Origin of the sequence: Lysobacter avium (assembly GCF_015209745.1) — a bacterium.
Taxonomy (GTDB): domain Bacteria; phylum Pseudomonadota; class Gammaproteobacteria; order Xanthomonadales; family Xanthomonadaceae; genus Novilysobacter; species Novilysobacter avium.
This window is the reverse complement of the sequence record NZ_CP063657.1, coordinates 739,502-761,880: the sequence shown is the minus strand read 5'-3', so window position 1 is coordinate 761,880 and position 22,379 is coordinate 739,502. Positions and strand designations below refer to the sequence as shown.

20 protein-coding genes and 1 riboswitch are annotated in these 22,379 nt (G+C 66.0%); of the genes, 5 read left to right on the top strand and 15 right to left on the bottom strand.

All coding sequences use genetic code 11. The features are described from left to right. Window positions 1-16: 16 nt before the first annotated feature. From INQ42_RS03400 to INQ42_RS03370, 7 genes are all read right to left on the bottom strand, one after another. A complete protein-coding gene (locus INQ42_RS03400) occupies window positions 17-748 on the bottom strand; it encodes a peptidoglycan recognition protein family protein (protein ID WP_194035145.1) in 732 nt (243 codons plus the stop codon). After that, entirely contained in the window at window positions 741-1,289 is a 549-nt protein-coding gene (locus tag INQ42_RS03395; protein WP_194035144.1) for a PAAR domain-containing protein, read from the bottom strand. The genes INQ42_RS03400 and INQ42_RS03395 overlap by 8 nt, the downstream gene beginning before the upstream one ends. Before the next feature lie 64 nt (window positions 1,290-1,353). After that, window positions 1,354-2,820, bottom strand: a complete 1,467-nt coding sequence (pyk, locus tag INQ42_RS03390; protein ID WP_194035143.1) for a pyruvate kinase — start codon at window positions 2,818-2,820, stop codon at window positions 1,354-1,356. Between the two features lie 102 nt (window positions 2,821-2,922). Further along, on the bottom strand, window positions 2,923-3,582 hold the full coding sequence (locus tag INQ42_RS03385) for an HAD hydrolase-like protein (RefSeq protein ID WP_194035142.1): 660 nt from the start codon (window positions 3,580-3,582) through the stop codon (window positions 2,923-2,925). Window positions 3,583-3,608: 26 nt separating this feature from the next. Further along, window positions 3,609-4,784 carry a phosphoglycerate kinase gene (locus INQ42_RS03380; protein ID WP_194035141.1) on the bottom strand — a complete coding sequence of 392 codons (1,176 nt, stop codon included), beginning with the start codon at window positions 4,782-4,784 and terminating at the stop codon, window positions 3,609-3,611. 140 nt (window positions 4,785-4,924) lie between these two features. Next, entirely contained in the window at window positions 4,925-5,257 is a 333-nt protein-coding gene (locus INQ42_RS03375; protein ID WP_194035140.1) for a YnfA family protein, read from the bottom strand. Between the two features lie 36 nt (window positions 5,258-5,293). Further along, window positions 5,294-8,071 (bottom strand): class I SAM-dependent DNA methyltransferase, encoded by a 2,778-nt coding sequence (locus INQ42_RS03370; protein WP_194035139.1) that lies wholly within the window; start codon window positions 8,069-8,071, stop codon window positions 5,294-5,296. Between the two features lie 118 nt (window positions 8,072-8,189). Beyond that, a riboswitch (cobalamin riboswitch) is annotated at window positions 8,190-8,400 on the top strand. A 386-nt stretch (window positions 8,401-8,786) separates the two neighbouring features. Here INQ42_RS03370 and INQ42_RS03365 point away from each other — a divergent pair. The 3 genes from INQ42_RS03365 to INQ42_RS03355 all read left to right on the top strand — a co-directional run bounded on the left by INQ42_RS03365 (window position 8,787) and on the right by INQ42_RS03355 (window position 12,876). Continuing rightward, window positions 8,787-11,150 (top strand): ribonucleoside-diphosphate reductase subunit alpha, encoded by a 2,364-nt coding sequence (locus tag INQ42_RS03365; protein ID WP_228064473.1) that lies wholly within the window; start codon window positions 8,787-8,789, stop codon window positions 11,148-11,150. Window positions 11,151-11,186: 36 nt separating this feature from the next. Beyond that, window positions 11,187-12,197, top strand: a complete 1,011-nt coding sequence (locus INQ42_RS03360; RefSeq protein ID WP_194035137.1) for a ribonucleotide-diphosphate reductase subunit beta — start codon at window positions 11,187-11,189, stop codon at window positions 12,195-12,197. Between the two features lie 286 nt (window positions 12,198-12,483). Next, window positions 12,484-12,876: an acyl-CoA thioesterase gene (locus INQ42_RS03355; protein ID WP_228062607.1), complete on the top strand. Its 393-nt coding sequence runs from the start codon at window positions 12,484-12,486 to the stop codon at window positions 12,874-12,876. Window positions 12,877-12,931: 55 nt separating this feature from the next. On the opposite strand, the gene INQ42_RS03350 is transcribed toward INQ42_RS03355, so the two are convergent. Both INQ42_RS03350 and azu read right to left on the bottom strand, forming a co-directional pair. Further along, the gene (locus tag INQ42_RS03350; RefSeq protein ID WP_194035135.1) at window positions 12,932-13,336 is read right to left on the bottom strand and encodes a group III truncated hemoglobin; all 405 of its coding nucleotides are present in this window, start codon (window positions 13,334-13,336) and stop codon (window positions 12,932-12,934) included. 68 nt (window positions 13,337-13,404) lie between these two features. Further along, a complete protein-coding gene (gene azu, locus INQ42_RS03345; RefSeq protein WP_194035134.1) occupies window positions 13,405-13,863 on the bottom strand; it encodes an azurin in 459 nt (152 codons plus the stop codon). Window positions 13,864-14,003: 140 nt separating this feature from the next. Here azu and fdxA point away from each other — a divergent pair, with 140 nt between their 5' ends. After that, entirely contained in the window at window positions 14,004-14,333 is a 330-nt protein-coding gene (fdxA, locus tag INQ42_RS03340; RefSeq protein WP_194035133.1) for a ferredoxin FdxA, read from the top strand. 135 nt (window positions 14,334-14,468) lie between these two features. Here the strand turns inward: fdxA and gap are convergent, their stop codons facing one another. Then, complete coding sequence (gene gap / locus INQ42_RS03335) at window positions 14,469-15,470, bottom strand: type I glyceraldehyde-3-phosphate dehydrogenase (protein ID WP_194035132.1); 1,002 nt, start codon at window positions 15,468-15,470, stop codon at window positions 14,469-14,471. A gap of 167 nt (window positions 15,471-15,637) precedes the next feature. On the opposite strand from gap, the gene INQ42_RS03330 reads away from it, so the two are divergent. Then, a complete protein-coding gene (locus INQ42_RS03330) occupies window positions 15,638-16,474 on the top strand; it encodes a S1/P1 nuclease (RefSeq protein ID WP_194035131.1) in 837 nt (278 codons plus the stop codon). 33 nt (window positions 16,475-16,507) lie between these two features. Here INQ42_RS03330 and INQ42_RS03325 read toward each other — a convergent pair whose 3' ends face one another. From INQ42_RS03325 to INQ42_RS03305, 5 genes are all read right to left on the bottom strand, one after another. Then, entirely contained in the window at window positions 16,508-17,182 is a 675-nt protein-coding gene (locus tag INQ42_RS03325) for a beta-lactamase hydrolase domain-containing protein (RefSeq protein ID WP_194035130.1), read from the bottom strand. Between the two features lie 74 nt (window positions 17,183-17,256). Continuing rightward, a complete protein-coding gene (gene trxC, locus INQ42_RS03320; RefSeq protein WP_194035129.1) occupies window positions 17,257-17,721 on the bottom strand; it encodes a thioredoxin TrxC in 465 nt (154 codons plus the stop codon). Further along, window positions 17,718-20,999: an efflux RND transporter permease subunit gene (locus INQ42_RS03315; RefSeq protein ID WP_194035128.1), complete on the bottom strand. Its 3,282-nt coding sequence runs from the start codon at window positions 20,997-20,999 to the stop codon at window positions 17,718-17,720. The genes trxC and INQ42_RS03315 overlap by 4 nt, the downstream gene beginning before the upstream one ends. Then, window positions 20,992-22,098 carry an efflux RND transporter periplasmic adaptor subunit gene (locus INQ42_RS03310; RefSeq protein ID WP_194035127.1) on the bottom strand — a complete coding sequence of 369 codons (1,107 nt, stop codon included), beginning with the start codon at window positions 22,096-22,098 and terminating at the stop codon, window positions 20,992-20,994. The genes INQ42_RS03315 and INQ42_RS03310 overlap by 8 nt, the downstream gene beginning before the upstream one ends. Continuing rightward, window positions 22,095-22,310, bottom strand: coding sequence for a YgaP family membrane protein (locus tag INQ42_RS03305; RefSeq protein WP_194035126.1), 216 nt, complete (start codon window positions 22,308-22,310; stop codon window positions 22,095-22,097). Before INQ42_RS03305 ends, INQ42_RS03310 begins: the two co-directional genes overlap by 4 nt. Window positions 22,311-22,379: the final 69 nt, after the last annotated feature.

Sequence of the window (22,379 nt, the reverse complement as noted above, 5' to 3'; positions counted from 1 at the left end):
GGTAGCGGCGACCAGGCTAGCGGTTCGCAACGCCCTCCAGTCCGGGCAAGGAGGAGTCAAGGGCTGGAGGCATTCCGGGTGATGCGATCGGGTCGCCGGAGTAGAGACCCGCCCCTTCGCCGCCAGTTTTGTACGAAACCTTGTCGTGCTCATAAACATCATTCTCTCCGAGGCCATATGCATCCTTCAAAACGCGAATGATCGTAGCAATGGACGCCAACTGCTCCGGAGTTGGTGCCTCCCATCCCGATTCACCACGATGTTTTGCGACCGTTTCGATCCCCACGCTGTCTTGATTCATCGGATAACGATCCGGATAGGTCTTGGACTTTTCATGGTTGTAGATCTTGGTCGGCGCCCACCCCCAACCGTTGATCAAGGCAGCTTCACCGGCAGGGCTGCCACTTTCCGCTGCCCGGGATTTTATTTTCCCCACGTGGGCAGTCCTCCTGAGCAGGCTCGCCGTTTGAGTGACGGTGCCATCCTTGTCAACGATGAAGTGGGTGCCTATGCCGCTTTGAAATGACCGCAGGGCACTATCGACAGAGTACGAATCAGTGCGATGCAGCACGATGGCTTTCGGCCCATCGATCGCCCCCTTCTCGAGGGCGGGAATCGGCTTGAATGTGAACCCTGCATTTTGCACATAGCCCTTGTCATCTACGTAGGCGGGCACTCGAATCACCATGCGCTGCGAGTTTGAAGCGGGGGAAGTTGTTGATTGACCAACGTGCTTGAAGCTAGGCATCGACCTTCTCCTCACCTATCTCGACGTGCAGGCCTTCGGGCATGTCCGAAGTCGCTATGTGAGTCTTCCCTTCGTCATCCGTCGTACCGTCTTCGATTGCCCCGTCCATACGGATCAATCTGTATTGCCGATTTACCAACGGCTTACCCGTCAACTCCGATATCAGGACGAAAGCTTCGTCGTACGGCAGCAACCCACTAGCGGCAGCTTGCGTCAGCGCAGTTGCCACTTGGGCGGCGGCTGGGGACCCCACCGCGACCGCACCTCCGCCCCCATCCAGGAACACACGCATCTGCTGGGTAGACAGAACTTTGCAGCCACAGGCGAGAGTGGCGCCATGCAAGGCCACTTCATGATCATCGATGATGGTGGTCGGGTCGTAGCCGCCCGTAATCGGGAACACGCCCTTGTGTTGGGGGCAAGTGGCTTTGTCGCCCTTGCGGCATACGCCTTTGCCGTCTACGTCGGTGAACGGCGTGCAGGTAATCATGCGACCGCCACTGCTGGTGGCGTCGCCAAGGACTATCCAGTTCCCTGTCATCTCAATCTTCCTTGAGTCAAAGAGGTTTACTTCCCCGGCAATCTAGCCAGACAGGCTGACACGATCAAAGCTCGCCCAGGCCTTCGGAACTGCCGGCATCGCCCACCAGCACCAGACGCAGCGTGTTGGTCGCGCCCTCATGCTCCATGTGGTCGCCGCTGGTGAAGATGACCCGCTCACCGACGGCCAGGTGGTCGGCGTCGTAGAGCATGCGAACGCCATTGCGCACCGCGTCCCGGGTGTCCATGCCCCGGCTGTCGAAATCCAGCGGGATCACGCCACGCATCATCGCCATCTTGCGGCGGGTGCCCGGGTGGCGCGACAGGCCGAAAATCGGCACCGGCGAGCGGAACCGGGACAGGAACCCAGCGGTGCCGCCGGACTCGGTGATCGCGACGATGGCGCGCACGCCGATGTGCTCGGAGACAAACATCGCCGCCATCGCGATGGCCTGATCGGCGCGCTGCAGGTTGCGCGGCGCGGCCTCGAAGTCGGTGTCGTGGTCGAACTGGCGCTCGGCGCCCAGGCAGATCCGCGCCAGCGCCTCAACCGCGCGCACGGGATAACGGCCTGCGGCGGACTCGGCCGACAGCATCACCGCATCGGTGCCATCGATGACCGCGTTGGCGACATCCAGCACCTCGGCCCGCGTCGGGATCGGACTTTCCACCATCGACTGCAGCATCTGGGTAGCCGTGATCACCACCCGGTGCCGGGCCAGCGACTCGCGGATGATCTTCTTCTGCAAACCGGGCAGTTCGGCATCGCCGATCTCCACGCCCAGGTCGCCGCGCGCCACCATCACCACGTCGCTGGCATCGATGATGTCGCCCAGGTTCTCGATCGCCTCCGCGCGCTCGATCTTGGCCACCAGGTAGGCGTCGCTGCCGGCGGCGCGGGCGAGGCGACGTGCCTGGTGCATGTCCTCGGCGGTGCGGCAGAACGAGACCGCGATGAAGTCCGCGTCCATCTGCGCAGCGATCTCGATCAGCTCCGCGTCATGCGCGGTGAGCGCACCCAGTGACAGTCCGCCGCCCTGTTTGTTCAGCCCCTTGCGGTCCGACAGCTCGCCGTCGTTGAGCACCTGGGTGGTGATGCGCTGTCCGTCGACCGCGGTGACGCGCAACTGCATCATGCCGTCATCCAGCAGCAGCACGTCGTCGGGCGCGACATCACCGGGCAGGCCGAGGTAGCTGACGCCGACCTCGCGGTTGGTTCCGGGCGCGGCGTCCTCACGGGCGATCAGGTCGAAGCGATCGCCCGCGCTCAGCGCGACCTTGCCCTCCTCGAAGTGGCCGATGCGGATTTTCGGACCGGGCAGGTCGACCAGGATTCCGACTTCCCGTCCCAGGCGCTGCCCGGCGGCCCGCACCGCTTCGGCGCGCGAGCGGTGGGAATCCGGGTCGCCGTGGGAGAAGTTGAGCCGGACCACGTCCACCCCCGCGGCGATGAGCGAATCCAGCACTCCGGGCGCGTCGGTGGCGGGGCCAAGGGTGGCGAGGATCTTGGTACGTCGCAGCAGCGCGGCCATGGAATTGGGTTCCCTGAAGATCAAGCCGTGGACGCTAGCATGATCGGGATACATCGCTCATCGTCGGTGCCGCCCCCGCCCGCACTCCGTCGTTGCGCCGGTTCAGCCCGCTATTAAGGTGGGGATGTCGGCCGGCGATCGCGCGAGGTGCCCGGCACCGGAGGCGCGCAGTTCCGCCTCGCCACCGAAGCCCCACAGTACCCCGATGTTGCGCATGCCGTGGTGGCGGGCGCCTTCGATGTCCATGTGCCGGTCGCCGATCATCCAGCACTGTTCCGGCGCTAGATCGAGGCGCCTGAGAGCCTCGTTGATCAGGTCGGGTTTGTCGCTGATCCGGCCATCGACGGTTGCTCCGATGACGTCATCGAAGAGGTGGCCGAACGGCAGGTGTTCGACGATCTTGCGCGCGTGCGGCTCGTTCTTGGCGGTGACGACGGCCAACTGATGACCGGCGGCGTGCAGATTCTCGATCACCTCGGCAATCCCGGGATAGATCTCGTGCTCCGCCCAGCCATGGCTTTCGAAACGCACGCGGTAATGCTCGACGGCCCGCTCAACCAGCAGCGGGTCGTGCAGCAGCGGGGTAAAGCTGGTCCGCAGCGACGGGCCGATCCAGCGCCGCAGCTGGGCCTGCGGCGGCACCGGCACCGACATCTGTGTCAGCGCGTGGGCGACGCAGCGGGTGATGCCGACCGCCGAGTCGATCAGGGTGCCGTCCATGTCGAAGAACAGGGTGGCCTGCGCCCGGTCGTCGCCCGGCATATGGCTGGGGTGCGGCACCGGATCGCTCAGTTGCGCGCCTGCAGCGCGGTTACGGCCGGCAACTCCTTGCCTTCCAGGAACTCCAGGAACGCGCCGCCACCGGTGGAGATGTAGTCCACCCGATCGGCGATGCCGTACTTGTCGACTGCGGCCAGGGTGTCGCCGCCACCGGCGATGGAGAACGCCGCGCTGTCGGCAATCGCTTCGGCCAGCGTCTGCGTGCCGTGGCTGAAGGCCTCGAACTCGAACACGCCCACCGGGCCGTTCCAGACCACGGTGCCGGCCTTGGCGATCATCGCCGCGTAGCGCGCGGCAGTGTCGGGCCCGATATCGAGGATCATGTCGTCGGCGCCGACCGCGTCCACCGGCTTCACGGTAGCCGGGGCGTCGGCGGCGAAGGCCGGCGCAACCACGACGTCGCTGGGCAGCGGAATGTCCGCGCCGCGGGCCTTGGCGTCGTCGATGATCTGGCGGGCGGTGTCCAGCAGGTCCATCTCCACCAGCGACTTGCCAACCCCGTGGCCCATCGCGGCGATGAAGGTATTGGCGATGCCGCCGCCAACGATCAGCTGGTCGACCTTGCCGACCAGCGAGGACAGCAGTTCGAGCTTGGTGCTGACCTTGGAGCCGGCAACGATGGCCAGCAGCGGCCGCGCAGGTTCGTGCAGCGCCTTGCCCAGCGCGTCCAGCTCGGCCATCAGCAGTGGGCCACCGGCGGCGACTTTGGCCTGGCGGATCACGCCATGGGTGGATGCCTGCGCGCGATGGGCGGTACCGAAAGCGTCCATCACGAACACATCGCACAGCGCGGCATAGCGCTTGGCGAGCGTCTCGTCGTCGGCCTTCTCGCCGACGTTCATGCGGCAGTTTTCCAGCAGCACCAGTTGGCCGGGGGCGACCTCGACGCCGTCCAGCCAGCCCTTGATCAGGGGCACATCCATGCCCAGCAGGTCCGACAGCCGCGCCGCCACCGGGGCCAGCGAATCCGCCTCGCTCCACTGGCCCTCGGTGGGACGACCGCGGTGGGACATCACCATTACCGCCGCGCCCTTCTCCAGCGCCAGACGAAGGGTCGGCAGCGCGGCGGTGATGCGCTGGTCGGAGGTGATCGCACCGTTGTCATCGATCGGCACGTTGAGGTCCTCGCGGATCAACACGCGCTTGCCGGCGAGGTCGAGGTCGGACATACGGATGATGGGCATAGGGGCTTCCGTGGTGGCAATAAGAGTCTGGCGACCGCCAGGCAAGGCCGGCTATTGTCCCGTCCGGGAGGAAGCCGGGCAAATGGAGTGTGCGCCCGGTGGGGCGTTTCAACGCGGGCGCAACCGGCCAATCGCTTCAGTCAAGGCGCGGCCGACGGCCAATGCCCGCCGATGATCACCAACGCCCCGGCCAGGATCAGTCCGCCGCCGATCAGGTCAGGCATTCCCGGCCGCACGCCATCCACCGCCCACAACCACCCCAGCGCCGTGGCGACATAGACCCCGCCGTACGCCGCATACACCCGGCCCGAGGCGGCGGGATGAAGGGTCAGCAGCCACGCGAACCCCGCAAGGCACAGCGCCGCCGGCACCAGCAGCCACGTCGCACCCTCCGGCTTGCGCCACATCAGCACCAGCCAGCAACCGACGATCTCGGCGATGGCGGTCAGGACAAACAGGCCGAGGGCTTGCATGAGCGGCATCTGGTTGCTTCTCAATGAGTAAGGCGGCTAGTCGCTTGCCGTGGCAGGTGTTTTCCGTCGAGGCGACTTGGCCGGTTTGGCGGCGGGCAGCAGCGAGGTCAGCTGCTGGTAGCGCTCGAACAGGAACGCGACGCGCTCGGCGTCGCTGTCGAAGCGGCGCTTGCCGTAGGCGGCGTCCACCGCGCGGTCGAGCGTCTGGTGCGCCTTAACCAGCGCCGGCGGCATCGTGGTCGGGTCGTAGAGGTCGGCGAGCGTGCTGTCGGGGAACGCGGCGCGGGCGTCGAGCACGCCCTGGGCGGCGGCTTCGATGGCGTCGCGTTGTTTGTCGCTGGGAGACTCGGGCCAGGGGAAGTTGTTGTAGACGATGTCTTTGGAGTAGCGGAAGTCGCTCTTGAGGCGACCGCAGGTGTAGCGTACCCAAGCCGTGTGCATCGAGCTTTGCAGGACTCCGAAGTGAAAGTTGGTGGCGCCTGGAATCGTGTTACAGCTATCACCGGCAATCTTGTCGGGGCCAAGAAAACCCATGGGCACCAACGACCGGTTCTCCGACGAGTGGCGCGGAACGAGGATGTAATCCGTCACCGGCTGCGCGATCTGACAGAACAAGTATGGCGTCGCCGCGAAGCTTTGCGTGCTGGATGCCTTGCTGGCGAGGCGGAACGCTTTAACGTTCTCCACCCGCTCGCGCAAGCGTGGAAGCGAACGCAGAACCGTCGGGTTCGCCCCCTCAAACCAAATGCACCAGCGCGAGCCGCCGTTGAGAAAGCCATGTGCGCCGATCATCGGAAGGATGTAAGGAGCCGCGTCCGGTTCGTCGGCAAGCAAACGTGTTCGCTCCTCATCGCTCAAGAGCAGATGACCACCATCGCGAGGCATGCTGCCAAACCGCATGACTGGCACGTCGCAGATCGGCTCGCTTCGATTGTCGAGAAGCACATTGGGCCCGTCAATCAAGTACGGGTTGATATTGGCGGCCGGCTTGACCTGCGGTTCGCCGTTCACATCCGGGTATTCATAGATCAGCTTGCTCAACCGATCGCTCAGACTGAAGCCAATGATGATGCAGTGGACCGCGGCGTTGCCTCGCGCTTCGTTGCTCCACTTGAAGGTCTGGTGGGCGAAGTTGATGCGTATGCCGAGGCGTTCAAGCATCGGCCGCCACAGCAAGCTCACCTGCTCGCCTTGGCAAATCGAGCTCGTCGACACGAAGCCTACGTCGACACCGGTGCCCTGAACGTACTTGGCAGCGAGCCAATACCAAGCCGCCACAAAGTCCAGCACCTTGGCGCCTTTCACGTCGGAAAAAACCTCAGCGAAGTCCGCACGCGCCTGATCCGACATCACCATCGCACCGGAGAACGGCGGATTCCCCAGGATGTAGTCCAGCTCCGCCGCAGGCACCACGTCGTTCCAGTCGATCCGCAGCGCGTTGCCGTGGACGATCGTTGCCGATTTCTTCAAAGGCAGCCGCTCGAACGGGTTGCCGAACATCTCGCTCACGCGCAGGTTGACCTGGTGATCGACCAGCCACAGCGCCAGTTGCGCGATCTGGGCGGGGAACTCCTCGATCTCGATGCCGTAGAACTGGTCCACGTTGCACTTGATCAGCAGGCGCGGGTCCGTGACCTGGCCGGCCTCCTGATCCTTCTGGTACAGCGCCTCGATCACGTCCAGCTCCAGCATCCTCAGTTCGCGGTAGGCGATGACGAGGAAGTTGCCGCAGCCGCACGCCGGGTCGAGGAACTTCAGGGCCGCGATCTTCTCGTGGAACTCGTGCAGCTTGGGCCGGCTGGCCTTGAGCTTGTCAAACTCCGCACGCAGATCGTCCAGGAACAGCGGCCCGATCAGCTTGAGGATGTTCTTCTCGCTGGTGTAGTGCGCGCCGAGGTTGCGCCGCGCCTTGGCATCCATGATCGACTGGAACAGCGCGCCGAAGATCGCCGGGCTGATTTCGCTCCAGTCCAGACCGCAGGCATCGAGCAGGCGCTCGCGCATGGTGGTGTTGAACGCGGCCGGCGACAGGCGCTCCTCGAACAGCTTGCCGTTGACGTAGGGGAAGCCGGCCAGTTGCGCGTCCAGGCCTTTCTGACGCTGGTCCGGGGCAGTGTTGAGCACGTCGAACAAGGTGGCCAGCGCGCCGCCCAGGTCGCTGCCGTCCTCGGACGTGCGCTGCTCGATGTAGTCCTGGAAGCGCCGGCGCGGCTCGAAGATGCCGGTGTCCTCGGCGAACAGGCAGAACAGTACGCGCACCAGCAGCACTTCGAGCTTGTGGCCGGTGTAGCCGTCGTCGCGCAAGGCATCGTGCAGCTTGCCCATGCGCTCGGCGGCCTTGATGTTGACCGGGTCCTGGTCCTTGAAGGGGCGCGACTGGTAGCCGGCGACGAACCCGAACAGGCGGATATGGCGGTGCAGCTCCTTCAGCGCGAAGGCGTGCTGCTCGCCGGTTTCCAGGTCGTGCAGGCGGAAACGCTCGAAATCCGAGACCAGCACGTAGCGCGGCAGGTCGCGGTCTTTGAGGCCGGGAAAGTAGTCGCGCGCCTGGCCGTAGGCGCGGTCCAGATCCTTGCCGCGCGATTTGTGCTCGACCAGCAGGATGCCCTTCCACAGCAGGTCGATGAAGCCGCCGGAACCGTCCTCGCGCTTGATCGGCACCTCGAAACTGGCGATGCGCCGACGGTGCACGCCGAACACCTCGAAAAACGCATCCCAGAAGGACTTGGCCTCGGCATCCTCTGACGCCTCGCCTGCCCACTCCTTGGAGAAGGCGATGGCCCGGGTCTTGATCTCGTTCCAGCTCAGCGGCATTGCGGCTCCCCTTTCGTGGCCAGAGCATACGTCACGGCTATCGCGATGCGCATTCGCCCAGCACGTGCCATAGGCGACGCAGATAACCATATATCGTGTTGACGGATGGTCTTGACCCCACTATGTTGTGCCCGTCGGTGCCGACCTCGCGGTTGGCTTAAAACGGGAAGCCGGTGGGAATCCGGCGCTGCCCCGCAGCGGTAATTGGAAACGAACATCGTCATTGCACTGGGGCGCCCTGCCCTGGGAAGCGACGACCAGTAGGTGGAAGGCCGGTCACGGCCATCCGCGTCCAGAGCCCGAAGACCTGCCGACAGCCGCGCGAAGCACACCGCGCGGTGACCGGCCTGCGAGTCTTCGGGGGAAGACGGCCGGTGTCGCCACACGTCCACGCGGCGGGTGGGCGCGCGTCGGATCGACGCCGCACGACACCGCGATCTCCTCACGAAAACCCGATGCCCGCGGGGGCATGGCCGCGCCGTCCGACGCCGCCTGTCCGCGGCGCCGGTGTCGTGGACTGCTTTCCGCGCGTCGACCTTCGAGGGAAGGGCGACGACCGTGCGCCCTGCACCGGAGCTGTTCGATGACCCAGCCAGACCTCGCCACCGCACCCGCGGAGCCCGACACCCTCGCGGCGCCCAACGCCGACGTGGAGCCCGCCGCCGCCCAGCCGGACGCCTCACCGGGCTTCTCGCTCACCCCGCCCGCCACCGCGATGAGCATGCACGTGACCAAGCGCAACGGCGGCCGCGAGCCGGTGGACCTGAACAAGATCGTGCGCGCGGTTGCGCGCTGCAGCCAGGATCTCTACGCGGTCGACCCGATGCGCGTGGCCACCCGCACCATCTCCGGGCTGTACGACGGCGCGACCACGTCGGAGCTGGACGAACTGTCGATCCGCACCGCCGCCCTGCTCACCGCCGAGGAGCCCGAGTACGGCCGCCTCGCCGCGCGCCTGCTCGCCGGCGTGATCGAGAAGGAGGTCGCGGCGATCGACATCAACGCGTTCTCGCAGTCGGTCCAGCGCGGCTTCGACCTGGGCCTGATCAACCAGCGCCTGATGGACTTCGTGCAGGCCAACGCACGCAAGCTCAACGACGCGATCGACAACGGCCTCAACGCGCGGTTCGACTATTTCGGCATGCGCACCGTCTATGACCGCTACCTGCTGCGCCACCCCACGGCGCGCACGGTGATCGAGACGCCGCAGCAGTTCTTCCTGCGCATCGCCTGCGCCCTGAGCGAAGACGTGGGCGACGCGTTGGCGCTGTACCGGCGCATGGCCCAGCTGGATTACATACCCAGTTCGCCGACCCTCTTCAATGCCGGCACCACCCACGAGCAGCTCTCCAGCTGCTTCCTGCTGGACTCGCCGGAGGATTCGCTGGAGGCGATCTACCGGCGCTACATGGACGTGGCCAAGCTGAGCAAGTTCAGCGGCGGGATCGGCCTGTCGTACAGCCGGGTGCGCTCGCGCGGCTCGCTGATCCGCTCCACCAACGGCCTGAGCAACGGCATCGTGCCGTGGCTGAAAACGCTGGATGCGTCCGTGGCGGCGGTCAACCAGGGCGGCAAGCGCAAGGGCGCGGCCTGCGTGTATCTGGAGCCGTGGCACGCCGACGTGGAGGAGTTCCTGGAGCTGCGCGACAACACCGGCGAGGACGCCCGGCGCACCCACAACCTCAATCTGGCCAACTGGATCCCCGACGAGTTCATGCGCCGGGTCGAGGCCGACGCGATGTGGTCGCTGTTCGATCCGGCCGTGCTGGCGCGCCACGGCACCCAGCTGACCGACCTGTCCGGCGAGGCCTTTGATCAGGCCTACCGGGCCGCCGAAACGGCCGGGCTGGCGACGCGACAGCTCAGGGCACGCGAGCTGTACACCCGCATGATCCGCACCCTCGCCCAGACCGGCAATGGCTGGATGAACTTCAAGGACAAGTCCAACCGCGCCTGCAACCAGACCCTGCGCGAGGGCAACGTGGTGCACCTGTCCAACCTGTGCACCGAGATCCTGGAGGTCACTTCGCAGGACGAGACGGCGGTCTGCAACCTGGGCTCGATCAACCTGGCCCACCACGTGCAGGACGGCAGCGCCGGCGACCTGGCCCGGTTCGACTTCGACAAGCTCGCCGAAACCGTGCGCCTGGCCGTGCGCCAGCTCGATCGCGTGATCGACCTGAACTTCTACCCGATCGACACCGCCCGCCACGCCAACCTGAAGTGGCGCCCGGTCGGACTGGGCGCGATGGGCCTGCAGGACGTGTTCTTCAAGCTGCGCCTGCCGTTTGATTCCGAGCCGGCCCGCGAGCTGTCGCAGCGCATCGCAGAGGAGATCTATTTCCACGCCCTGTCCGCCTCCTGCGAATTGGCCGTGGAGCAGACGCCGCACCCGTCCTTCGCCGACACCCGCGCCTCGGTCGGCGAGCTGCAGTTCGACGCGTGGAATGTTACGCCGTCCGATCCGGCGCGCTGGGACGAGCTGCGCGCGCGCATCCGCGAGCACGGCCTGCGCAACTCATTGCTGATCGCCATCGCGCCGACAGCGACAATCGCCTCGATCGCTGGCTGCTACGAATGCATCGAGCCGCAGGTGTCCAACCTGTTCAAGCGCGAAACCCTGTCGGGCGATTTCCTGGTGATCAACAAATACCTCGTCGAGGAGCTCAAGACGCTGGGCCTGTGGACGGCGGAGCTGCGCGACGCGGTGAAGATGGCCGACGGCTCGATCCAGGGCATCACAGCGATCCCGGACACGCTGCGCCAGGTCTACCGCACCGCCTGGGAGCTGCCGATGCGCTCGCTGATCGACATGGCAGCCGACCGCGGCGCCTTCATCGACCAGAGCCAGTCGCTGAACCTGTTCATCGAGAGCCCGAACATCGGCCAGCTGGCGTCGATGTACATGTACGCCTGGAAGCAGGGCCTGAAGACGACGTACTACCTGCGCTCGCGACCGGCGACCCGGATCGCCAAGTCCACCGTCAGCGCCCCGGCGCCCGCCTCCGCACCGACGCCAGACGCAGACGCGATCGCCTGCTCGCTGGAAAACCCCGAGAGCTGCGAGTCCTGCCAGTAGGCCAGGTCGCACCCCCCGCATCTGCAAGGAATCCGCATGACCACCCAACACCTGCTCGACCCCGGTTTCGACCTCACCCTGCGCCCGATGCGCTACCCGCAGTTCTACGCGATGTACCGCGATGCGATCCGCAACACCTGGACGGTGGAGGAAGTCGACTTCTCGCTGGACGTCAACGACCTGCGCGGCAAGCTCGGACCGGCCGAGCGCCATCTGGTCGAGCGACTGGTCGCGTTCTTCGCGACCGGCGATTCGATCGTCGCCAACAACCTGGTGCTCAACCTCTACCAGCACATCAACGCGCCCGAAGCGCGCATGTACCTCTCACGCCAGCTGTATGAGGAGGCGCTGCACGTGCAGTTCTACCTCACCCTGCTGGACACCTACCTGCCCGACGACAAGGCCCGCACGCAGGCGTTTGCGGCGGTGGAGAATATCCCCTCCATCCGCGCCAAGGCCGAGTTCTGCTTCAAGTGGATCGACTCCATCCAGGACCTCAAGCGCATCGAGACACGTGCGCAGCGGCGCCAGTTCCTGCTCAACCTGATCTGCTTCGCCGCCTGCATCGAGGGCCTGTTTTTCTTCGGCGCCTTCGCCTACGTCTACTACCTGCGCTCGCGCGGACTGCTGCACGGCCTGGCCTCGGGCACCAACTGGGTGTTCCGCGACGAGAGTTGCCACATGGCGTTCGCCTTCGAGGTCATCCGCACCGTCCGCAAGGAGGAGCCCGACCTGTTCGATGAGGCCCTGCAGGACGAGGTGGTGCAGATGCTCACCGAAGCGGTGGAGTGCGAGATGCAGTTCGCCTGCGACACACTGTCGGGCGGCGTGGCCGGGCTGTCGCTGAGGGACATGCGCCAATACCTGGAGTACTGCGCCGACCAGCGGCTGGGCCAGCTCGGCATGCCGCGGCACTTTGGCGCGACCAATCCGTTCGGCTTCATGGACCTGCAGGATGTGCAGGAAGTCACCAATTTTTTCGAACGTCGCGTCTCGGCCTATCAGGTCGGTGTTGAGGGCGAGGTGGCGTTCGACGCCGCATTTTGAGACTTCTGTCCATGCATTTCACAAACCTCATGCCAGAGTCATCGACAAGATCCACGAATGCGCGCGCCCCACGGATGGGGCCGGCATCGGCGACAGGGAGGCGCCGTCCGGCGAGGGAATGCCGGGACCGGCAGGGAGCCACGGGATGACAGGACGGTCATCGACAGGTGGCGGAGTCCACAGGGGGAGACGGACCGACCCGATCGGCGGCAGGGATGCCGCCAACCCTTCGCTCCCGGGTTCACAGCCCGGCGACTTCGCGACCAGGCCCGCCACCCAAGCGCGCATGACCGAGATCGTCTTCCCCGACCACACCAACCACCTGGGCACGCTGTTCGGCGGCCAGGCACTGGCCTGGATGGACAAGGCCGCCTTTATCGCTGCTTCACGCTACGCCCGCTGCACGGTGGTCACCGCCCGCTCCGAGCAGGTCGATTTCCATACCGCGGTCAACCAGGGCGCGCTGGTTCAACTGGTCGCCCGGATCGTGGCAACCGGACGCACGTCGCTGCAGGTCGAAGTGGAAATGCACAGCGAGGACCTGCACTCGGGGGAGGCGCTGCTGGCGACCCGGGGACGCTTCACGATGGTCGCGCTGAATGCCGAGGGCGAGCCCACGCCGGTGTCACCGCTGCTGTCTGCAGGCGGGGCGGACGCCACAACGTGCAGCAACCCGTGAGTCCGTCGCAGGGCCGCGTTTGCATTCCGGCCCTGTGGGACAGGGCGGGTGTGGCTCAGCCTCCGACGATCGGCAGCTCGAGTGATCGCACGCCTTCCTGCAGGCCCAGCCCGTACTTCAGGCTGCGGCCGATGCGTTTGGCGTACTCGTGGACCAGGGCGGCATGTTCGGCGTCGAGGACTTCATCCGCGGTTTCGCGCCACAGCGCCAACCACTCATCGAAATGACCGGCATGGATGTCGTGGCCGCGGTGTTGCGCCATCGGGTTGCCGCGATAGCTGCGCGTACCCAGGGCGACCGACGACCAGAACGAGGTCAGCAGTTGCTTGTGTGCCGGCCAGTCGTCCACGGCGGCGTTGAACACCGGTCCCAGCGTGGGATGAACCTGGATCCTGTCGTAGAAGCGATCGACCAGGTCGGATAACTGCTGCTCGGTGAGTTGGGTGGTTTCGCGTGACATGTGCGGTGGCTGGATCCCTGAAACGGAAAAGGGCGACCGCCCGGGCCGCCCTTGTTACAGATGGTGGTTTACTTGGCCAGAGTCAAGGTGCCCTTCATCAGGGCAGCGTGCCCGGGGAACGAGCAGAAGTAGGTGTAGTCCTCGCCCGCCGTGAGCTTGGCCACCGGGATGGTGACGGAGGTCGACTCGCCACCGCCGATCAGCTTGCTGGCCGCAATCACGCGTGAGTCGCCGGCCTTGACGTAGTCCGCATCGGCCCCGGCCTTCATGCCATCGGCGTTGATGGCGTTGACGTCAGCGGGCTTGCTGAGCACGAAGTTGTGGCCCATCACGTTCTTGGGCAGCTTGCCCACGTGCTTCAGGGTGACCTTGAACTCCTTGCACGACGCGGGCACTTCCAGGCTCTTGGTCGTGAACTGCATGGCGTCGGTGCTGTCGACCGTGGTGGCGCAGTCCGCGGCAACCGCCGGGAGGGCGAACGCGCCGGCAACGGCAAGCAGGGCAACAGCGGAAAGCTTGTGGATCATTGGTACTGACTCCATATGGTGGGGTAATGGCGACAATTGTCCGCACACGGGCTCCGCGTCGCCTTGATCCATGTCAGGGGCAGCAATGTTCGATCCGCGAGACAATGGCGCTGCCGGAAGCAACACGATTGGAACACCCCATGACCCACGTCGTTACTGAAAACTGCATCAACTGCAAACACACCGATTGCGTCGAGGTATGTCCGGTCGACTGTTTCCACGAGGGACCCAACTTCCTCGTCATCGACCCGGACGAATGCATCGACTGCACCCTGTGCGTTGACGAATGCCCCGTCGGCGCGATCTATCCCGAGGACGATGTACCGCTCGGCCAGGAGCATTTCCTCGCCATCAACGCCGAACTGGCGCCGCTGTGGCCGGTGATCGACCGCAAGAAAGAGCCGCTGGAGGATGCCGAGAAGTGGGATGGCGTGCCCAACAAGCTGCCGCTGCTGAAGCGCGAGTGGTAGTCGCAAAAAACCGCTGGGTGCCGCCGCGTCGCGCCGGACTCCGAGTACAGGGGTCTGCGCGCAGGATTTTGCAGGCACAAAAAAAGCCGGGCGCGATGCCCGGCTTTTTATTTCAGAAAACGGCTGTGCGGCGGCTTACTTCGCTACCACCTTGACCATCTCCAGACACTTGTTCGAGTAGCCCCACTCGTTGTCGTACCAGGCGACCAGCTTGACGAAGGTGTCGTCCATCGCGATGCCAGCGCCGGCATCGAAGATCGAGGTACGCGTATCGCCCCGGAAATCGGTGGCGACGACCATGTCGGTCGTGTAGCCCAGGATGCCCTTCAGCGCGCCTTCGGACTGCGACTTCATCTCCGCGCAGATCTCCTCGTACGTCGCACCCTTCTCCAGCTCGACGGTGAGGTCGACCACCGACACGTCGGAGGTCGGCACGCGGAAGCTCATGCCGGTCAGCTTCTTGTTGAGCTCGGGGATGACCACGCCGACGGCCTTGGCCGCACCGGTGGAGGACGGGATGATGTTCTCCAGGATGCCGCGGCCGCCGCGCCAGTCCTTGTTGGACGGGCCGTCGACCACCTTCTGGCTCGCGGTCGCCGCGTGCACGGTGGTCATCAGGCCACGCTTGATGCCCCACTTGTCGTTGAGCACCTTGGCCACCGGGGCCAGGCAGTTGGTGGTGCACGAGGCGTTGGAGATGATCGCCTCGCCCTTGTAGGTCTTGTCGTTCACGCCGAAGACGAACATCGGCGTGTCGTCCTTGGACGGCGCCGAGAGGATCACCTTTTTCGCACCTGCGTCGATGTGCTTCTGCGCGGTTTCCTTGGTCAGGAACAGGCCGGTGGATTCGATCACCACGTCCACGTCGACCTCGCCCCACTTCAGGTTGGCCGGGTCACGCTCCTGGGTCAGGCGGATCGTCTTGCCGTTGACCACGATGTTCTCGCCGTCGACTTTCACGTCGCCCTTGAAGCGGCCATGGACGGAGTCGTACTGCAGCATGTAGGCCAGGTAATCCGGCTCCAGCAGGTCGTTGATCGCGACCACTTCGATGTCGTCGCCGAAATTCTCAATCGCCGAACGTAGGACGTTGCGTCCGATACGGCCAAAACCGTTGATACCAACCTTGATCGCCATTGCAGGGCTCCTGACGGGCACGTGTGGGAATAAAGCCCCCCATTTTAGCCCATTCGCGCTGGAGCCGGCCGTTGCAGCGAAAGCGCGACTTCGGCTAACCGGGCCGCGCGGCTGTCGGCGAGGCGGCATGGCGGCCCTTCCGTTCCACTGCAGATATCCTGTCGCCCATGAATACATCTTTCGCGTCCCGCACCCTCCGTACCGGTATCGTCACCCTCGCTCTCCTTGCACCCTCGATAGCCTCTGCGTGGGGACCGCAGGGCCACCGTCTGGTCGCCGAACTGGCCTGGGAACAACTCACCCCGCAATCGCAGGCGCGGATCACGCCGCTGCTGCACGACGAGCCCGAACCCACCCTGCCCGGCGTCGCCAACTGGGCCGACCGCCTGCGCTCCTCCGATCCCGACCTGGGACGGCTGAGCGCGGCGTGGCATTACGTCAACATCGGCGGCGACCAGTGTGTCTATGACGCGCCGCGCGACTGCCCCGCGGGCAATTGCGTGGTCGCAGCGATCCCGGCCCAGGCGGCGCTGCTGGCAGACGAGAGCCTGCCGTTGGCCACCCGCACGCAGGCCCTGAAGTTCCTGGTGCACTTTGTCGGCGACATCCACCAGCCGCTGCACGCGGGCCATGCCGAAGACAAGGGCGGCAACACCTATCAGGTCAATCTCAACGGCAAGGGCAGCAACCTGCACCAGCTGTGGGACAGCGGTCTGCTGGGCACGAACAGGCTGGATGACGCGCAATATCTGGAGCGGCTGCGCGCCGCACCCCTGGATTCACCGACCGTGGAGTTGAAGCCCGAGCCGCTGATCGCCCGCGCCGCGACATGGGCGGAGCAGTCCTGCACGATCGTTGTCGAGCCGGGATTCTATCCGCAGGATCGCAAGATCAGTGATGACTACGTGCAGTCCTCGCTGCCCGTAGCCGAGCAGCAACTGCGTCTGGGTGGCGCACGCCTGGCGATCGTGCTCAACGAGATCTTCAATCCGGCGGCGCGCTAGCTTTCGCCAAGTCGTCCGCGGACGGGAGACGCATCAGCAACTGGCGTCGGCCTTGCAGGCTTCCGCGTGGGTGATTTCGATCACTTCGCGCACGCGCGGCTCCAGGCTGGCCAGTCCGGCGCTGCGGCCAAAGGCCAACGCCTGCTCGGCTGTGACAGCGCCGCGCTCCACTTCCCCCAGCGCGAGCAACGCGCCGACCCGGTTGCCGGACGCACAGTGCACCAGCACTGGACCAGGCGACTCATCGATCAGGCGTCGCAGTTCGATGGCGTTGGCCATGCTGATGTCCCCGGCGCCGGCGACCGGAAGCTGGTGATAGGCCATCCCGGCGGCGGCGACCTCGGTCGCCTCGTCGCGCTCGCCCATCTCGGCCGCCGGCCGGAGGTTGATCACCTTGGTGACGCCGTCTTCGGCGGTCGCCTGCCACGCCGTGTCCTCCGGTTGGCCTGCGGTGTAGAGGCCGGGACGCGGCTGGTGCAGGCCGGAAATCGCCGCCTCCAGTGACGGCGCATCGGGTGTCGCGTCGGTGGAAACCGCGTCGTTCGGATCCGCAGTGGTGTCGCCCGCATTCGCGGACGCCTGGACCGGTACGGCAGCGTCCGCCGCGTCGACACGATCGCCGTAACCGCAGGCGCTCATCGCAACCGCCGTCAGCACGGCGATGGTGACGGCCCGGAACGCCACGGCATTGCAAAACGGCTGCTTCATTTCAATTCGTCCTCGCTGAACATCGGTCGATGATGGCCCCATCGCCGCCATCTGTCCCGTCTGCGCGACGCGCTTCACGCCGGCAGGTGCTGCCGCGTCCAACGCACGATGTCCGCCGCCGACATCGCCCCGGCCTGCCGCGCCAGCTCCCGGCCGCCCTTGAACAGGGCCAGGGTGGGAATGCTGCGGATGGCGTACTGCTGGGCCAGGGTGGGCTCGCTCTGGGTATCGACCTTGGCCAGGCGCACCTGCGGCTCCAGCTCGGCGGCGGCGAGCTCGAACTGCGGCGCCATCACCTTGCAGGGGCCACACCAGGGCGCCCAGAAATCCACCAGCACGGGAAGGCCGCCGCGACTGATGTGGGCGGTGAAATGATCCACTCCCAGGCTCACCGGCTTGCCGTCAAACAGCGGCTTCTGGCAGCGACCACACGAAGGCGCCTCGGCCAGTCGAGCGTCCGGCACCCGGTTGGGTGAATGGCAATGGGGGCAGACAACCAGCACCGCCTCCGGTGCGTTGTCGGTGGTTGAAGAAATCATGCGTGGTCCTCCTTTCGCTGCTGCCAATGCAGCAGGGTGTAGTACAGCAATGGAATCACCACCAGCGTGAGCGCGGTGCTGACCAGGATGCCGAAGATCAGCGACACCGCCAGCCCGTTGAAGATCGGGTCATCGAGGATGAAGAACGCTCCCATCATCGCGGCGGCACCGGTAAGCAGGATGGGTTTTGCACGCACCGCGCAGGCATCCACCACGGCCTGCTCGACCGAGCGCCCCCCGTGCATCGAGTGGTTGATGAAATCCACCAGCAGGATCGAGTTGCGCACGATGATGCCGGCCAACGCGATCATGCCGATCATCGAGGTCGCGGTGAACTGGGCGCCCAGGATGGCATGGCCGGGCATCACGCCGATCACGGTCAGCGGAATGGGCGCCATGATCACCAGCGGCACCAGATAGCTGCGGAATTGCGCGACCACCAGCAGGTAGATCAGCACCATGCCGGCGGCGTAGGCGATGCCCATGTCGCGGAAGGTCTCGTAGGTGATCTGCCACTCGCCGTCCCACTTGATCGCAAAATCGCTGGTATCCGGCGGCTGCGAGATGAAGGTCTGTGCGAGGTGCTGACCATCCACCTCATCGCGGTTGAGCTGACCGACCAGGTCGAACATCCCATACAGGGGGCTGTCGAGCTTGCCCGCCTCGTCACCGGTCACGTACACCACCGGCAGCAGGTCCTTGTGGTGGATCGCACCATCCCACTGGTCTGTGCGCACGCTCACCAGCTCCGACAGCGGCACCAGTTGGCCTTCGCCGCCGCGGACTTGCAGCGCCAGCAGGCGACCCACGTCCGCCTGCTCGGAAGCCGGCAGGCGCAGGCGCACCGGCCGCGGATACTTGGACGCGCCGTCGTGGACCCAGGTCGCGTCGATGCCGCTGACCGTGGCCTGCAGCGCGTCGGCAATCGCCGACTGGGGGACGCCCAGGCGAGCGGCGCGGGCGCGGTCGATCACAAGCGTCTCGCGCGGCGCATCGCTTTCAACAGTGGTATCCACATCGACCACGCCCGTGGTGGCGCGGAAGCGCTGCGCCAGTGCCAATGCAATCTCACGGCTGCGCTGGTAGTCCGGTCCGTAGACCTCGGCGACCAGCGGCGAAAGCACCGGCGGCCCCGGAGGCACTTCAACGACCTTGACCGACGCGCCGTGCTGCTCGCCGATGGCGGCCAGCTCCGGTCGCAGCGCTCGGGCGATCTCGTGGCTCTGGCGTTTGCGCTCGTGCTTGTCCACCAGATTGACCTGGAGGTCACCGACATTGCTGCCGCTGCGCAGGAAATACTGGCGCACCAGCCCGTTGAAGTTCATCGGCGCAGAGGTGCCGGCGTAGCCCTGGTAATCGAGCACTTCGGGCACGTCGTCCAGGGTGGCCGCCAGTTCCACCAGCACGGCGTTGGTGTCCTCCAGGGTCCGCCCCTCGGGCATGTCGACCACGACCTGGAATTCGGACTTGTTGTCGAACGGCAGCATCTTCATCACTACCAGCTGGAAGACGGCCAGCGATGCCGCTGCCAATACCAGCAATGCCATGCCGCCAAACAGCCAGCCGCGCCGGCCGCCGCCCCGATGCGGGTCCAGAAAGGGGTTCATCAGTGTGCCGAACCAGCGGTGCAGGAAGGTCTCCGGCTCAAGCGCAGGGGTTGCGCCAGTGCCGGCCGCCGCGACATCGCGCGCATCCGGTGCGTGCCGGCGCAGCAGCTTCAGCGACAGCCATGGGGTCACGATCAGCGCGATCGCCAGCGACAGGAACATGCCGACCGAGGCATTGATCGGGATCGGACGCATGTAGGGCCCCATCAGTCCCGACACGAACGCCATCGGCATCAACGCGGCGATGACGGTGAAGGTGGCCAGGATGGTCGGGCCACCGACCTCGTCGACCGCCGGCGGGATGGCCTGGAACAACGTTCGCGGCTTGCCGTCCGCGCCCGGCAGCGCCATGTGGCGGTGGATGTTTTCCACCACCACGATGGCGTCATCGACCAGGATGCCGATGGAGAAGATCAGCGCGAACAGCGACACCCGGTTGAGGGTGAACCCCATCGCCCACGACGCGAACAGGGTCAGGGCGAGGGTCAGCACGACCGCGCTGCCCACCACCAGCGCCTCGCGCCAGCCGAGCACGAACAGGATCAGCAACACCACCGAGCCAGTGGCAAACACCAGTTTCTGGATCAGCTTCTGCGCCTTGTCGTTGGCGGTGCGGCCGTAGTCGCGGGTGACACTGACGTTCACGCCCTGCGGGATCACCTCGCCCTCGAGCTGGGCAATCCGCTTGATGATGCCGTTGGTGATGTCGGAGGCGTTGCTGCCGGGCTTCTTGGCAATGGCGATGGTCACCGCAGGCACGATCCCGCTCGCTGGACCGTCCTTGCCAGCCGGACTGCCATGCCACGCGTAGCGGCTGGCGACGTCGCCGCCGGCATGGATCGTAGCGACGTCCGACAGGCGCAAGGGGTTGCCGTCACGCAGCCCGACCACCAGCCCGGCAACCGCATCGGCGTCCACGAGGAACTCGCCTGAGGTCACCGGAATCGCCCCGTCCGCGCCGACGCGCTCGCCGACATGGCGCACCGCGTTGGCCGCCTGCAGGGACTGCACCAGGTCATTCACCGTCAGGCCGTAGGCAGACAGGCTGGCGGGGTCGAGCGTGACGGCGACCACGCGATCGGGCGCGCCCAAGGTGTAGACGTCGCGTGTGCCGGGCACCCGCTTGAGTTCGGTTTCCAGGGTGTGGGCCACCTCGGCCAGGTCGGTCGCGCTGCGGTCGGGATCGTCGGTCCACACCGTCAGCGCCATCACCGGGACGTCGTCGATGCCCTTGGGCTTGATCAGTGGCTGGCCGACACCCAGGCCCGGTGGCAGCCAGTCCTGGTTGGAGAACACCTGGTTGTAGAGGCGCACGATCGCAGCCTGGCGCTCGACGCCGACGGTGTATTCGACCGTCAGCACCGCCATGCCCGGGCGACTGATCGAGTAGACGTGCTTGACGCCCTCGATCTCGGAAAGCTTCTGTTCCAGCGGCGAGCTGACCAGCTGCTCGACATCGCGCGCGCTGGCACCAGTGAACGGCACGAACACGTTGGCCATGGTGACGTCGATCTGCGGCTCTTCCTCCTTGGGCGTGATCATCACCGCGACCACGCCCAGCAACAGGCCGAGGATCGCCAGGATCGGCGTCAGCGGATTGGCCTGGAACTTCGCGGCAAGCCAGCCCGACAGGCCCAGCCTCGCCGGCGCGAGGGAAGCGTCGTCAGTCATTGGAGCCCCCGTCGGCGCGGCGCTGTGCCGCGACGGCCTGTACCGCCCGGGTCGGGTCGGACACGACCTCGTCGCCCACCTTCAACCCGGCCAGGATCTCGACGCTCTCACTGCTGCGGCGCCCGAGACGCAACTGACGCAGCACAAGCCGGTCGCCCGAGAGCACGTACACGATGCTGAGTTCGCCGCGCTGGGCGATTGCCGATCGGGGAATGCTGATGGGTGCCGCGCCCTTCGCGCCGGCGATGGGGAAGACCACCTTGGCCGTCACCCCGGGCGTTGGCGCATCGTCCAGTTCCGGCAGCGTCACCCGCACCCCCACGCTGTGGGTGAGTGGATCGGCGGCCGGGTAAACGGCCACGTCAGCCGCATCGACCGCCCGGCCATCGGCGAGCTGCACCTGGGCACGTCCGGCGGCGCGGATCGCTGCGGCGTCGGACTGTGGCACCTGGACCTGGATCCGCAGCGCCCCCGGGGCATGGATCGCCAGCAATGGCTGGCCGGGAGCAACGCTCTCGCCCGGTTCCACCCGACGCGCGTCGACCACGCCCGCAAAGGGCGCCCGTACCACGGTGTATTCGGTTTGCTGGCCCGCCTGGGCGAGTTGCGCGCGCGCGGAATCCCGTGCCGCCACCGCGCTGTCGCGCGCGGCCCGCACCTGGTCCAGTTGCGCTTTGGACACGAACTGGTCATCGGCCAATGCGGCATGGCGCCGGTAACTGGCAGTGGCCTCGGCAACTGCGGCCTCGGCGGCACGCAACTGCGCTCGCGCGGTGTTCGCCCCCGCCTGCTGCTCCACCGCGGTCAGGCGCAACAGCACGTCACCGGCGGCCACCCGATCATTGATGTCGACATTGACTGCAGTGACACGTCCGGCGGTCTGCGCGGTCAGCTCCGCCTGCTGCACGGCTTCCACGACGCCGTCCCAGCTGCGGCTGGCACCGTCACCGTCAGCGGCGACGGTGAACGTCGGCAGCTCGGGCAGCTTTGCGCGCTCCGGATTCGCCGACTCTCCGCCGCACGCCGCCAGTGTTGCCAGCATCGCGCTGGCAAACACCATGCTGACGCGCCGGGCGTGGCTGGTCGCCAGCCGGCTCAACGTGGGCAACTCTCGCCCCCGGCATTCCTGCCGACGCCAAGCTTGCGCATGACCATCGCGGCCGGGCAGAACCCGGTGAAGCTGGACTGCAGCAGGTTGAAGCCGATGAATGCGGTGAGCCACCACCAGTGTGGCGATACCAGCTGGGTCAGCAGCACGCTGATCAGAATCATCACGCCGGCGAATGCGGAAACGGCACGTTCGATGCTCATCGGTCTCTCCTTCTCGATCCGGCCCGGGCGGGCGCCCACGGCGGCGGCCATGTCATTACATTAGCTTTT

Coding starts and splice junctions, on each gene's coding strand:
- INQ42_RS03400 (WP_194035145.1), bottom strand. CDS start 748: ATGCCTAGCTTCAAGCACGTTGGTCAATCAACAACTTCCCCCGCTTCA.
- INQ42_RS03395 (WP_194035144.1), bottom strand. CDS start 1,289: ATGACAGGGAACTGGATAGTCCTTGGCGACGCCACCAGCAGTGGCGGT.
- pyk (WP_194035143.1), bottom strand. CDS start 2,820: ATGGCCGCGCTGCTGCGACGTACCAAGATCCTCGCCACCCTTGGCCCC.
- INQ42_RS03385 (WP_194035142.1), bottom strand. CDS start 3,582: ATGCCGGGCGACGACCGGGCGCAGGCCACCCTGTTCTTCGACATGGAC.
- INQ42_RS03380 (WP_194035141.1), bottom strand. CDS start 4,784: ATGCCCATCATCCGTATGTCCGACCTCGACCTCGCCGGCAAGCGCGTG.
- INQ42_RS03375 (WP_194035140.1), bottom strand. CDS start 5,257: ATGCAAGCCCTCGGCCTGTTTGTCCTGACCGCCATCGCCGAGATCGTC.
- INQ42_RS03370 (WP_194035139.1), bottom strand. CDS start 8,071: ATGCCGCTGAGCTGGAACGAGATCAAGACCCGGGCCATCGCCTTCTCC.
- INQ42_RS03365 (WP_228064473.1), top strand. CDS start 8,787: ATGAGCATGCACGTGACCAAGCGCAACGGCGGCCGCGAGCCGGTGGAC.
- INQ42_RS03360 (WP_194035137.1), top strand. CDS start 11,187: ATGACCACCCAACACCTGCTCGACCCCGGTTTCGACCTCACCCTGCGC.
- INQ42_RS03355 (WP_228062607.1), top strand. CDS start 12,484: ATGACCGAGATCGTCTTCCCCGACCACACCAACCACCTGGGCACGCTG.
- INQ42_RS03350 (WP_194035135.1), bottom strand. CDS start 13,336: ATGTCACGCGAAACCACCCAACTCACCGAGCAGCAGTTATCCGACCTG.
- azu (WP_194035134.1), bottom strand. CDS start 13,863: ATGATCCACAAGCTTTCCGCTGTTGCCCTGCTTGCCGTTGCCGGCGCG.
- fdxA (WP_194035133.1), top strand. CDS start 14,004: ATGACCCACGTCGTTACTGAAAACTGCATCAACTGCAAACACACCGAT.
- gap (WP_194035132.1), bottom strand. CDS start 15,470: ATGGCGATCAAGGTTGGTATCAACGGTTTTGGCCGTATCGGACGCAAC.
- INQ42_RS03330 (WP_194035131.1), top strand. CDS start 15,638: ATGAATACATCTTTCGCGTCCCGCACCCTCCGTACCGGTATCGTCACC.
- INQ42_RS03325 (WP_194035130.1), bottom strand. CDS start 17,182: ATGAAGCAGCCGTTTTGCAATGCCGTGGCGTTCCGGGCCGTCACCATC.
- trxC (WP_194035129.1), bottom strand. CDS start 17,721: ATGATTTCTTCAACCACCGACAACGCACCGGAGGCGGTGCTGGTTGTC.
- INQ42_RS03315 (WP_194035128.1), bottom strand. CDS start 20,999: ATGACTGACGACGCTTCCCTCGCGCCGGCGAGGCTGGGCCTGTCGGGC.
- INQ42_RS03305 (WP_194035126.1), bottom strand. CDS start 22,310: ATGAGCATCGAACGTGCCGTTTCCGCATTCGCCGGCGTGATGATTCTG.